The sequence below is a fragment of the Bacillus sp. 7_6_55CFAA_CT2 genome (assembly GCF_000238655.1).
Classification (GTDB): Bacteria; Bacillota; Bacilli; order Bacillales; family Bacillaceae_G; genus Bacillus_A; species Bacillus_A cereus.
The window spans coordinates 631434-644026 of the sequence record NZ_JH414708.1; the positions used below are offsets into that span (position 1 = coordinate 631434).

Genomic DNA, 12593 nt, shown 5'->3' on the forward strand with positions numbered 1-12593 from the left:
GGAGAGAGAAATGGAGAAGCAATATTTAACCGTTACAGCGTTAACACGCTATATAAAAACAAAAATAGAATATGATCCGCATTTGCAGTCTGTTTGGTTAAAAGGTGAAATTTCCAACTTTAAAAATCATAGCCGTGGCCACATGTATTTTACATTGAAAGATGAAAATGCAAGAATCGCAGCGGTTATGTTTGCGGGCCATAATCGTAATATTAAATTCAAACCTGAAAATGGGATGAAGGTACTCGTGAAAGGGAAAATCTCTGTTTACGAGGCGAGTGGTTCTTATCAAATTTATATTCAAGACATGCAGCCTGACGGAGTCGGGAATTTACATTTAGCGTACGAACAGTTAAAAGTTCGTTTAGAAGAAGAAGGACTTTTTTCTCAAGTTTATAAAAAAGCGATTCCTCCTTACGCTAAAACAATAGGTGTGATTACGTCGCCAACAGGAGCAGCGATTCGTGATATTATAACAACGATTAAACGTCGTTATCCAATTGGGAATGTTATTGTATTTCCGGTACTTGTACAAGGGGAGTCAGCGGCTCCCTCGATTGTACAAGCGATTCGTACAGCGAATGAAATGGGAGAGATAGATGTACTAATCGTTGGTCGTGGTGGAGGTTCTATTGAGGAATTATGGGCTTTCAATGAGGAAATGGTTGCAAGAGCAATCTTTAAGAGTGAAATTCCTATTATTTCGGCAGTAGGCCATGAAACGGATTTTACAATCGCAGATTTTGTTGCAGATTTACGCGCGCCAACACCGACTGCAGCAGCTGAGCTGGCAGCACCTAACATTATAGAGTTACAAGAAAAGGTATTACAAAGAACTCTGAGATTGCAAAGAGCAATGAGAGAGTTAGTACATAAAAAAGAAGAAAAACTACAAGTGTTGCAAAAATCGTATGCGTTCCGTTATCCAAGACAAGTATATGAGCAAAAGGAAGAGCAATTAGATAGAGCGCTAGAACAGCTTGTTTTAGCGAAAGAGCGCTATATTGATAAAAAGGTGAATCAGTTAAAGCAACTTTCATTTTATTTAGAGAAGCACCACCCATCTCAAAAAATTATGCAAACGAAGGTAGCTGTTGAAACGTTGCAAAAGCAATTACAACGTGAAATGCAAACGTTACTTCAAACGAAAGAATTTGCCTTTGTAAGAGCTGCTCAAAAACTTGAAGCGTTAAGTCCGCTTAAAGTAATGATGAGAGGGTACGGGCTTGTATATGATGAAGAGAAGCAAGTGTTAAAAAGTGTGAAAGATGTAAGCCTTGGAGATGCTGTTTCAGTTCAATTACAAGATGGAATACTAGATTGTAGCGTATCAGGCATAGAGGAGCGTGAATTGAATAATGGAAAATAAATTAAGCTTTGAAGAGGCAATTTCGCAACTTGAGCATCTTGTTTCTAAGCTAGAACAAGGTGACGTACCTTTAGAAGAAGCGATTTCTTATTTTAAAGAAGGTATGGAATTATCTAAGCTTTGTGATGAGAAGCTGAAGAATGTACAAGAACAAATGGCAGTTATTCTTGGGGAAGATGGAGAGCTTGAACCGTTTACTGCTTTAGGAGATGAAGCATAGTGACGATTGCTTTTGATACTTTTTTGAAAGAAAGTAAAACTTTCGTAGAAGAAAAACTTGTAAGCTATGCAAATGAATTACAATGTCCAAATGTACTTCGTGAAGCGATGGCATATTCTTTGGAAGCGGGTGGAAAACGTCTCCGCCCGTTACTTTTGTTTGCAACATTACAAGCGTTTGGGAAAGAAAGAAATCTTGGAGTAGGTGCAGCTTGTGCTCTTGAAATGATTCATACATATTCATTAGTTCATGATGATTTACCTTGTATGGATGATGATGATTTAAGAAGAGGAAAGCCCACAAATCACAAAGTATTTGGTGAAGCGATGGCAGTTTTAGCAGGAGATGGCTTATTGACGTATGCTTTTCAAGTTATTATGGCATATGAGCAAAAAGAAATTTCTGCCGAAAAAAAAGTAAGACTTGTACTTGAACTTGCAAAAGCAGCAGGACCAGAAGGAATGGTTGGCGGACAAGTGGCAGATATGGAAGCTGAAGGGAAACGCCTTACGATTGATGAATTGGAGTACATCCATAAACATAAGACCGGAAAACTGCTTGAATTTGCTGTACTTGCGGGTGCGATACTTTCTGATGCGACAGAAGAGCAAGAAGAAAAGTTGCTTACGTTTGCCAAATATATCGGTCTAGCTTTCCAAATTCGAGATGATATTTTAGATGTCGAAGGAACTGAAGAAGAGATTGGAAAACCGATTGGTAGCGATCTTTCTAATGAAAAGAGCACATATACAACGTTGTTTACTGTAGATAGAGCAAAGGATATTTTAGAAGAAACAATTGCAGAAGCAAAAGGTGCGATTAGTTCCTTGCAATTACAAGATGAATATTTACTATCTATTTGTGATTTGATTGCAAAACGTAATAACTAATATAACAGCGTTTTCATTTGTTGAGTCATTCATCATTTTATGATATAAATGTAGGAAAAGGTTTTTCTTTTCTTGTTATTGGCAAAAATATATGTAGATTACATTGCCGTTATCACTTCGTGTTAGCGGCTATTTTTTTCATCGCCTAAAGAAATATGGTTTATAATAGGATTAGGGCGCAATAGACTGGTTAATAGCGGGACAAGACGAAAAATAGAAAAGAGAATTTCTTGTTTTGTGTAAATGTTTTTTATAATATTTGACATGTTGACAGATTATGAAATGAAAGTGAGTGATCCATGTGGATCTAACGCAAATTCAAAACCCTAGTTTTTTGAAAGATATGTCTATCAGTGAACTAGAGGGATTGAGTGAGGATATTCGTAAGTTTTTAATTGAAGAGCTCTCTCAAACAGGTGGACATATTGCACCTAATTTAGGTGTAGTAGAACTCACAATTGCTCTGCACAAATTATTTGATAGCCCGCAAGATAAATTTTTATGGGATGTAGGACATCAATCCTATGTACATAAAATTTTAACTGGACGTGCGAAAGAGTTTGGTACATTAAGGCAATATCAAGGTCTATGTGGTTTCCCGAAACGTTGCGAGAGTGAGCACGATGTATGGGAAACTGGTCATAGCTCGACTTCGTTATCGGCTGCAATGGGAATGGCTCTGGCACGTGATTTAAAGAAAACGAAAGAATATGTTATACCAATTATTGGAGATGGTGCTTTAACAGGCGGAATGGCTTTAGAGGCATTGAACCATATTGGACATGAAAAAACAGACATGATTGTTATTTTGAATGATAATGAAATGTCAATTGCACCAAACGTTGGTGCGCTTCATAATGTGCTCGGTCGTTTACGTACCGCAGGAAAATATCACTGGGTAAAAGATGAATTAGAGTATATATTAAAGAAAATCCCAGCAGTTGGCGGGAAAGTGGCTGCGACAGCAGAGAAAATAAAAGATAGTCTTAAATATTTACTAGTATCTGGTGTCTTTTTCGAAGAGTTAGGCTTTACATATTTAGGTCCAGTCGATGGGCATGATTATGAAAAGTTATTCGAAACGTTGCAATATGCAAAGAAAACAAAAGGCCCAGTGCTTGTTCACGTTATTACGAAAAAAGGAAAAGGTTATAAACCGGCTGAGAGTGACGTTATTGGAACTTGGCATGGAACAGGACCTTATAAAATTGAATCAGGTGACTTCGTTAAGCCGAAAGAAGTTGCACCAGCATGGAGTGCTGTCGTTAGTGAAACAGTACTTAAGCTAGCGAGAGCGGATGAGCGTATCGTAGCAATTACACCTGCAATGCCTGTTGGATCAAAACTTGAGAAATTCCAAAAAGAATTCCCAGATCGTATGATTGATGTAGGTATTGCAGAACAGCATGCTACAACAATGGCAGCAGGTATGGCAACGCAAGGAATGAAGCCATTCTTAGCGATTTATTCAACATTTTTACAAAGAGCATATGACCAAGTTGTTCATGATATATGCCGCCAAAATTTAAATGTTTTCATCGGAATAGATCGCTCGGGATTAGTAGGAGCAGATGGTGAAACGCATCAAGGCGTATTTGATATCTCATTCTTACGTCACTTGCCGAATATGGTGCTTATGATGCCGAAAGATGAAAATGAAGGGCAACATTTAGTTTATACGGCGATGCAATATGAAGATGGACCAATCGCATTGCGTTATGCTCGCGGTAATGGACTTGGCGTTCATATGGATAAAGAATTAAAGGCGATTCCAATCGGTACGTGGGAGACGTTAAAAGAGGGGACACAAGCAGCTATTTTAACGTTTGGTACGACAATACCAATGGCAATGGAAGCAGCTGAGCGTCTTGAAAAAGCTGGGGTTTCAGTGAAAGTAGTGAATGCTCGCTTTATTAAACCAATGGATGAAGCATATTTACATGATCTTCTAGGAAAGAATATACCGATTTTAACGATTGAAGAAGCTTGTTTAATCGGTGGTTTTGGAACAGGAGTAGTTGAATTTGCATCTGAAAATGGTTACCATAGTGCATTAGTTGAACGAATGGGTATTCCAGACCGCTTCATAGAGCACGGAAGTGTAACAAAATTATTAGAAGAAATTGGTTTAACGACAGATGCTGTTGTAGACCGTATTCATACAATGATTCCATCAAAACAAAAAAGGGCGTAACAAATGAGCGTAAAAAAAGAAAGAGTAGATGTACTATTAGTAGAGCGAGGACTTATAGAAACGCGTGAGAAAGCAAAGCGCGCCATTATGGCCGGACTCGTATATGCAAATGAGATGAGACTTGATAAACCAGGAGAGAAAATCTCGCAAGATACTGAGATTACGGTGAAGGGACAAGTTATGCCGTATGTAAGTCGTGGTGGTTATAAACTTGAAAAGGCATTAGAGACATTTCATCTTGATTTACAAGATAAAGTTATGATAGATATTGGTTCATCAACTGGTGGCTTTACAGATTGCGCGCTTCAAAATGGAGCGAAATTATCTTATGCATTAGATGTAGGATACAATCAACTAGCGTGGAAATTACGTCAAGATGAGCGTGTTGTTGTAATGGAACGAACAAACTTCCGTTACGTGACACCAGCAGACTTAGAACGTGGTTTACCTCAATTTGCAAGTATTGATGTTTCATTTATATCATTAAAGCTTATACTGCCAGTTTTAAAAACAATGCTTATGCCTAACGGAGATGTAGCAGCGTTAATTAAACCGCAGTTTGAAGCTGGAAGAGAGCAAGTTGGGAAAAAAGGTATCGTTCGTGATAGAAAAGTACATGAAGCTGTTGTAGAAATGATTGTCGAGTTTGCTTTAAAAGAAGGCTATGATGTGGAAGGTTTAACATTCTCACCAATTACGGGTGGGGATGGTAATATTGAATTTTTAATTCATCTGAAATGGCATGGTGAACGTGAGAATGGCGAAAATCATTCTCCGATTTCTATAGAGCAAGTTGTTACAGAAGCGCATGACGTTCTAAAACAAAAAGGGAAAGGGGAATAACATATGTTGTTCCTCTTTTTGCTGTAATTGTATAATGATTGTAAAAACAATTGTGTACAAGAAACGAATTATAAGTTAACATAAATAAGTGAAGTATACCAATGTTTAAACTATGGTAAGAGATAGTGTGAGGTGCAAATGTATGAATAAAGGTCAGCGCCATATTAAAATCAGGGAAATTATTGCAAACAAAGAAATTGAAACACAAGATGAATTAGTTGATATTTTACGTAATGAGGGATTTAATGTAACGCAAGCAACAGTATCGCGCGATATTAAAGAACTGCACTTAGTGAAGGTGCCATTACATGATGGGCGCTATAAATATAGCTTGCCAGCAGATCAACGATTTAACCCGTTACAAAAATTAAAACGAAATCTAGTGGATTCATTTGTAAAATTAGACACGGCAGGACATATGCTTGTGCTAAAAACATTGCCTGGTAACGCTCATTCACTTGGAGCACTTATTGATCATTTAGAGTGGGATGAGATCATCGGAACCATCTGTGGTGATGATACTTGCTTAATTATTTGCCGTACACCTGACGATACAGGTGTTGTCTCTGATCGTTTCTTAAATATGTTGTAACAAAAAATCTTGTTTGCTTTCCATCGTAAAGTGGAAAGTGAACAAGATATTTTTATTGGTTAAAAATATGAATTTTCAATTGTAATATAATATTTTGTTTGCATAAAGTTAAAAAATAGATGGATTGACCCGTAAAACAAATGTTTGGTACAATGAAGCGGGTTAGAAGAGTATATACATACAAATATATAGCATGATTATTTGAATGAAGAACTGAGAAAATCCTTTAGTAAGGGATTATTTTATAACGAGGTGAATGGGGCATTGTTATCGGAATTATCGATTAGAAACTTTGCTATTATTGAAGCATTAAATATTTCTTTTCAAAAAGGTTTAACGGTTTTAAGCGGTGAAACAGGGGCCGGAAAATCGATTATTATTGATGCAATTAGTTTACTTGTAGGTGGCCGTGGGTCAGCAGAATTTGTTCGATATGGAACAGAAAAGGCTGAGATTGAAGGGCTATTTTATGTTGAAGATGAGAAGCATCCATGTATTGAAAAGGCAGAAGAGTTAGATATAGAAATAGAAGATGGTATGATTATTTTAAAGCGTGATATTGCTGCGAACGGGAAGAGTGTATGTCGTGTAAATGGGAAGCTTGTTACACTTAGCATATTAAAAGAAATTGGGAAAACACTTGTTGATATTCATGGACAACACGAAACGCAAGATTTAATGAATGAAGAACGACATCTGTTTATGCTTGATCACTTTGATGGGGATCGAATCGTTAAACAATTAGACATATATCAAAACGTATACGCTGACTATGAAAAATTAAAAAAACAATTGAAATCGTTAAGTGAAAATGAGCAACAAATGGCACATCGCTTAGATTTAATTCAATTTCAGCACGAGGAAATTCGCAAGGCGGATTTAAAGATGGATGAAGAAAATGAATTAACTGAGGAACGATTGCAAATTTCTAATTTTGAAAAGATTTATAAAGCGTTAGGTGATGCATATCGTTCTTTAAGTGCCGACGGACAAGGATTAGATAATGTAAGAAGTGCAATGGGGCAAATGGAAAGTATTACACATTTAGATGATGTGTATCAAGAGAATCATGATTCAATTGCAAATAGCTATTACTTATTAGAAGAGGTTGCCTATCAACTGAGGGAAAAGCTCGATATGATGGAATATGATCCAAATCGTTTAGATGAAATCGAAACACGTTTGAATGAAATTCGTATGCTAAAGAGAAAATATGGAAATAATGTAGAAGAGATTTTAGCGTATGCTGATAAAATTGAACAGGAAATTTTTACGATTGAAAATAAAGACGTTCATATTGAAACGACGAAGAAACAGTTGAAGGAATTAGAAAGTGTTATTATGAAAGAAGCAACGTTGTTAAGTAATATGCGTCATGAGCTTGCAGAACACCTTACAAATGCAATTCATCAGGAATTAAAAGAATTATATATGGAAAAAACGAAATTTGAAGTGAGAATTATGAAGAGAGAAGGAAATGCAGAAGAGCCCCTTGTGGAAGGTGCGCCGGTAAGACTTACGGCGGATGGTTACGATCATGTGGAATTTTATATTTCAACGAACCCAGGAGAGCCGCTAAAACCACTTTCAAAGGTTGCTTCTGGCGGAGAGTTATCTCGTATCATTTTAGCTTTAAAAAGCATTTTTTCTAAGCATCAAGGGGTTGCATCTGTTATTTTTGATGAAGTGGATACGGGTGTAAGTGGCCGGGTCGCACAGGCTATTGCGGAAAAAATTTATCGAGTATCAGTAAACTCGCAAGTACTTTGTATTACGCACTTACCTCAAGTAGCTTCAATGGCGGATTCACATTTATTTATTCGAAAACAAGTAGCGAATGATCGGACAATTACATCAGTTACTGTTTTAACTATGGAGGATAAAGTAACAGAAATAGCTCGAATGATTTCTGGTGTGGAAATCACAGATTTAACGACAGAGCATGCGAAAGAATTACTTACGCAAGCGCATCATTTTAAACAGACAGCAGAGGCTATCCAGTAATGGATAGCTTTTTTTCTCAAATGACGATTTCTTAATTCTTCCGGTTATAAATAAAGCACTGCAAGGAGAGATTAAAAAGTGAAGCCAAGAGGCTGAATGTGGGGTAGGAGCGAGGAGAGTGAACAAGTTGAAATTAGAAAAATTTCGAAAAATAATAGGTCTTTGTCTCCTTGTTTCTTTAGTTTTTATTGGATGTTTTAAACCGCTTCGAACGTTTATTTCATCACCGAAACAACTTGTTGTTTTTGAAGGGCAACAATCAGAAATATCATCATTACCAGTTTTCAAAGCTTCATCCACAAATCGTCATGTATTTACAGTGAGTTCGAATGAACAAAAACAAGGACTTATGGTAAATTCTCATCAAAATGGTGAAGCTGATATGGTATTTCAGCTTGCTGGTTTTCCAGTGAAAAAAGTAAATGTGAAAGTGTTAAAAGATTTTAAAGTGATTCCAGGTGGACAATCAATTGGTGTGAAATTAAATACAAAAGGTGTACTTGTTGTAGGCCATCATTTAATTCAAACTGAAAAAGGTAAAATATCTCCTGGTGAAACAGCAGGTGTACAAATTGGAGATATGATTACTGAAATTAATGGTAAAACAATTGAAAGAATGAGTGATGTAGCACCGTTTATTCATAATAGTGGAGAAACAGGTGAACCGCTTAATCTTGTATTGTTAAGAGATGGAAAATATATTCGTACGAAGCTAACTCCACAAAAAGACAACGGTGAATCGTCTTATCGAATTGGCTTGTATATCCGTGATTCGGCAGCTGGAATTGGAACGATGACATTTGTTCATCCAGATTCTATGAAATATGGGGCACTTGGTCATGTTATTTCTGATAATGATACGAAAAAGCCGATTCAAGTCGAAGATGGACAAATTATGCGCTCGACAGTTACATCAATTGAAAGAGGTAGTCATGGGAATCCAGGGGAGAAATTAGCAAGATTCTCACCAGACCGTGAAGTGATTGGCAATATTACAATTAATAGTCCATATGGTATTTTTGGAAAATTAAATACGAATATGAAAAACGGTATAATGGATAAAGCAATGCCTATCGCATTATCTCATCAAGTAAAAGAAGGACCGGCAAAAATATTAACAGTTATTGATCAAGATAAAGTAGAAGCGTTTGATATTGAAGTTGTTAGTACAGTGCAGCAAAAATTCCCAGCTACAAAGGGTATGGTAATAAAAGTAACAGATAAACGTCTATTAGAGAAAACGGGCGGTATCGTACAAGGAATGAGCGGAAGTCCAATTGTACAAAATGGAAAAGTAATTGGTGCTGTTACACATGTATTTGTAAATGATCCAACATCAGGATATGGTGTTCATATTGAATGGATGTTACATCAAGCTGGAATTAATATTTATGATCAAGAGAAAAAAGCGAGCTAATATATATTATTAGCTCGCTTTTTCTGTTGAAAAATTCGTTGAAATTTTGTAAAAGCTCCGCAAGAGGTGTTTTTTGTTGTAAAATAAAAGGAAAGGGTTGAACGTTTCGTTGTATTTCTATGATGGAATGTGTTGCGAAAGGGAATAAATGAACGATAAACATATTTTTTTGTGATTTTATCGGAAAGTAAGAAACTTTAAAAGGGAATTTTCACACAATTGTCGAACAATTCATGTAGCCTAGAAGGATACACATGTCGGAGAATCGATTCGGTAAGGGAGGAAAAGCTGTGGAGAAAATTAAAGTATGTCTTGTGGATGATAATAAAGAACTAGTATCAATGTTAGAGAGCTATGTAGCCGCTCAAGATGATATGGAAGTAATCGGTACTGCTTATAATGGTCAAGAGTGTTTAAACTTATTAACAGATAAGCAACCTGATGTACTCGTTTTAGACATTATTATGCCACACTTAGATGGTTTAGCTGTATTGGAGAAAATGCGACATATTGAAAGGTTAAAACAGCCTAGCGTAATTATGTTGACAGCATTTGGCCAAGAAGATGTGACGAAAAAAGCAGTTGACTTAGGTGCCTCATATTTCATATTAAAACCATTTGATATGGAGAATTTAACGAGTCATATTCGTCAAGTGAGTGGTAAAGCAAACACTATGATTAAGCGTCCACTACCATCATTCCGATCAGCCACAACAGTAGATGGAAAACCGAAAAACTTAGATGCGAGTATTACGAGTATCATTCATGAAATTGGTGTACCCGCTCATATTAAAGGATATATGTATTTACGAGAAGCAATCTCCATGGTATACAATGATATCGAATTATTAGGATCGATTACGAAAGTATTGTATCCAGATATCGCAAAGAAATATAATACAACAGCAAGCCGTGTTGAGCGCGCAATTCGTCACGCAATTGAAGTAGCTTGGAGCCGTGGGAATATTGATTCTATTTCGTCCTTATTCGGTTATACAGTATCCATGTCAAAAGCAAAACCTACGAATTCTGAGTTTATCGCAATGGTTGCGGATAAGCTGAGACTTGAACATAAAGCTAGTTGAGAGTAAAAGTAGTAAGGGATTTAAGCTTTAGTAAAGCTTAATAATTCTTGAAATTGATACTCGATATCAAATTTAAAGCCAATGAACTTTTTATTTAAAGACCAATGAATGTTATAATTCGTTGGTCTTTTTATTTTGTTGGGAAAAAGAGATTATTTGATAGTATGGAAAATAAAACCTATTTTTAGTAATATTACATGTAAGTGAGTTTTTTATAAGGCAATAAAATAGATATAGATAGGGAGAAGGGGAATGGAAAATAAAATTTCAACTTGGCTAGGAATAGTAGCAGCTATGGGAGTTCTTGCTATTGCAGTTACATTTGGAATGTTAGAACTTGCAGATAATCCCGTAGATAAAGAAGTGAGTGCTCAAATAGATAAAAAAGAAGACCAAACAATAGTAGGTAGAGAGGTAGATGGGGTCTTTGTTGATGTGTATGTTACTGAAAATTCTACTGAAAGCGAAGTCATTACAGCGATGCATCGCATGACTCATCAAAAAGTGGTGGCAGAACGAAAATCGGGCTCTATCCCAATGATTCAAAGTAATACTAAAAAATTAAAAGAAATTATAAATAAGAGTAGCTTTGCGAAGAAAAATGAACTTTTAGCAATTGCTGATAGATGGGCGAAAAAAGATTTTAGTAAAATTGTAGAAGATCACAATTATTTCTCAGATGCTCAAGAAGATAGCGTTTGTAAAGCAACTAGAGCAATGGATGCGTTAGAAGAGCAACATTATATTTTAACTACATTCGTGTAGGAAAAAGCGAAAGAACTATACGAATCAGGGGATGCTCCGCACGTTCAATAAAAAACAATATAAAGGGCTTCTAGTTTTTTATGATCGTGTTTTTAGGACGCAATGGGGACTTATAAATAAATGGTCTGCTTTCTTTATGACGTGTAACAAAAAAGAAAAGATGTGATTCATTATTAAATGATGAAGGAACGGCTAAATCACATCGTAGTACATCTGTTAAAGGATTTTAGTAGGAAAGGCATCCGTGATATAATAGAAAATAATAAAAAGTCCTGCAAAAAACAGGACTGTATTATTCTTCGTCTTTATTTTGTGTTTCTAATTCAACTAGTTTTTGAATTAAAATGTGCTGCGGCATATGCATGAGTTGTTCAAGTGGAACACCTAGTGCTTTTGATAAGCGGACTGCAGTATCTGGAGAGATTTGTAATGGTCTCATAGAAGTACCTCCTTTTTCGTATAGTATAGCATAAGATTGGGGGAGTGAGGATGACTCTTATATTTGCACATCGTGGTGCGGCTGGAACGTACCCAGAAAATACAATGATTTCATTTGAAGCAGCTGAGTCTTTTAGAGCGGATGGAATTGAACTTGATGTTCAATTAACGAAAGATGGAAAAGTTGTCGTCATTCACGATGAAACGGTGGACCGGACAACAAATGGAAAAGGTGCGGTTCGGAATTATGTATATGAGGACTTATGCAAGTTAGATGCAAGTTATAAATTTGGTGATAAAGTAGGTTTTTGTAAAATACCAATTTTAGAAGAGGTATTAGAATGGCTTGAACAAACGAGTTTGCTACTTAATATTGAACTTAAAAATAATAAAATTCCATACAGAGGTTTAGAGGAAGAAGTTATAACGCTTGTACGGAAATTTAGTCTAGAGGATCGTGTTATATTTTCTTCGTTTAATCACTACAGTATGAAACGGTGCCATATGATGGCTCCTGATATTCAAACAGCAATTTTATATCGCGAAGGTTTGCATAGTCCGTGGGCATACGCGAAAAAAATGGGGGCTACAGCAGTACATCCGAATTATCGTTATCTTCAAGATGCTATTGCCGAACTAACGATGGAAAGTGGTGTAGAAGTTCGCCCTTATACAATTAATGAAGAAACGCTTATGCGTAAATATTTTGATATGAATATATCGGCGATTATTACTGATTACCCTGAAACGGCAAGAACCTTATTGCCAATAAAAAA

The 12593-nt window shown here is 36.2% G+C and carries 12 protein-coding genes; 11 read left to right on the forward strand and 1 reads right to left on the reverse strand.

Features of this window, described 5'->3' with window-relative positions; all coding sequences use genetic code 11:
* Nucleotides 1-10: 10 nt before the first annotated feature.
* From xseA to HMPREF1014_RS03560, 10 genes are all read left to right on the forward strand, one after another.
* Entirely contained in the window at nt 11-1369 is a 1359-nt protein-coding gene (gene xseA / locus HMPREF1014_RS03510) for an exodeoxyribonuclease VII large subunit (protein WP_000415249.1), read from the forward strand.
* Entirely contained in the window at nt 1359-1589 is a 231-nt protein-coding gene (gene xseB / locus HMPREF1014_RS03515) for an exodeoxyribonuclease VII small subunit (RefSeq protein WP_000428423.1), read from the forward strand. The genes xseA and xseB overlap by 11 nt, the downstream gene beginning before the upstream one ends.
* Nucleotides 1589-2479 (forward strand): (2E,6E)-farnesyl diphosphate synthase, encoded by an 891-nt coding sequence (gene ispA, locus HMPREF1014_RS03520; RefSeq protein WP_000150374.1) that lies wholly within the window; start codon nt 1589-1591, stop codon nt 2477-2479. The genes xseB and ispA overlap by 1 nt, the downstream gene beginning before the upstream one ends.
* Before the next feature lie 301 nt (nt 2480-2780).
* Nucleotides 2781-4673: a 1-deoxy-D-xylulose-5-phosphate synthase gene (gene dxs, locus HMPREF1014_RS03525; RefSeq protein ID WP_000366454.1), complete on the forward strand. Its 1893-nt coding sequence runs from the start codon at nt 2781-2783 to the stop codon at nt 4671-4673.
* Nucleotides 4674-4676: 3 nt separating this feature from the next.
* A complete protein-coding gene (locus HMPREF1014_RS03530; protein WP_000111874.1) occupies nt 4677-5516 on the forward strand; it encodes a TlyA family RNA methyltransferase in 840 nt (279 codons plus the stop codon).
* 142 nt (nt 5517-5658) lie between these two features.
* Nucleotides 5659-6108 (forward strand): arginine repressor ArgR, encoded by a 450-nt coding sequence (argR, locus tag HMPREF1014_RS03535; RefSeq protein ID WP_001032580.1) that lies wholly within the window; start codon nt 5659-5661, stop codon nt 6106-6108.
* A 264-nt stretch (nt 6109-6372) separates the two neighbouring features.
* Complete coding sequence (gene recN / locus HMPREF1014_RS03540; RefSeq protein WP_000947763.1) at nt 6373-8112, forward strand: DNA repair protein RecN; 1740 nt, start codon at nt 6373-6375, stop codon at nt 8110-8112.
* A 118-nt stretch (nt 8113-8230) separates the two neighbouring features.
* Entirely contained in the window at nt 8231-9529 is a 1299-nt protein-coding gene (gene spoIVB / locus HMPREF1014_RS03545; protein ID WP_002098091.1) for a SpoIVB peptidase, read from the forward strand.
* A 290-nt stretch (nt 9530-9819) separates the two neighbouring features.
* On the forward strand, nt 9820-10614 hold the full coding sequence (gene spo0A, locus HMPREF1014_RS03555; protein WP_021727703.1) for a sporulation transcription factor Spo0A: 795 nt from the start codon (nt 9820-9822) through the stop codon (nt 10612-10614).
* A gap of 252 nt (nt 10615-10866) precedes the next feature.
* Nucleotides 10867-11379 (forward strand): PRK06770 family protein, encoded by a 513-nt coding sequence (locus tag HMPREF1014_RS03560; RefSeq protein ID WP_000428233.1) that lies wholly within the window; start codon nt 10867-10869, stop codon nt 11377-11379.
* A 292-nt stretch (nt 11380-11671) separates the two neighbouring features.
* On the opposite strand, the gene HMPREF1014_RS03565 is transcribed toward HMPREF1014_RS03560, so the two are convergent.
* Nucleotides 11672-11818 (reverse strand): YycC family protein, encoded by a 147-nt coding sequence (locus HMPREF1014_RS03565; protein ID WP_001247673.1) that lies wholly within the window; start codon nt 11816-11818, stop codon nt 11672-11674.
* A 50-nt stretch (nt 11819-11868) separates the two neighbouring features.
* Between HMPREF1014_RS03565 and HMPREF1014_RS03570 the strand changes: the two genes are divergently transcribed.
* Nucleotides 11869-12593 (forward strand): glycerophosphodiester phosphodiesterase (locus HMPREF1014_RS03570; RefSeq protein WP_009326535.1); only part of this gene is annotated, 725 nt, incomplete at its 3' end.

Coding starts and splice junctions, on each gene's coding strand:
- HMPREF1014_RS03530 (WP_000111874.1), top strand. CDS start 4,677: ATGAGCGTAAAAAAAGAAAGAGTAGATGTACTATTAGTAGAGCGAGGA.
- xseB (WP_000428423.1), top strand. CDS start 1,359: ATGGAAAATAAATTAAGCTTTGAAGAGGCAATTTCGCAACTTGAGCAT.
- HMPREF1014_RS03565 (WP_001247673.1), bottom strand. CDS start 11,818: ATGAGACCATTACAAATCTCTCCAGATACTGCAGTCCGCTTATCAAAA.
- xseA (WP_000415249.1), top strand. CDS start 11: ATGGAGAAGCAATATTTAACCGTTACAGCGTTAACACGCTATATAAAA.
- argR (WP_001032580.1), top strand. CDS start 5,659: ATGAATAAAGGTCAGCGCCATATTAAAATCAGGGAAATTATTGCAAAC.
- HMPREF1014_RS03560 (WP_000428233.1), top strand. CDS start 10,867: ATGGAAAATAAAATTTCAACTTGGCTAGGAATAGTAGCAGCTATGGGA.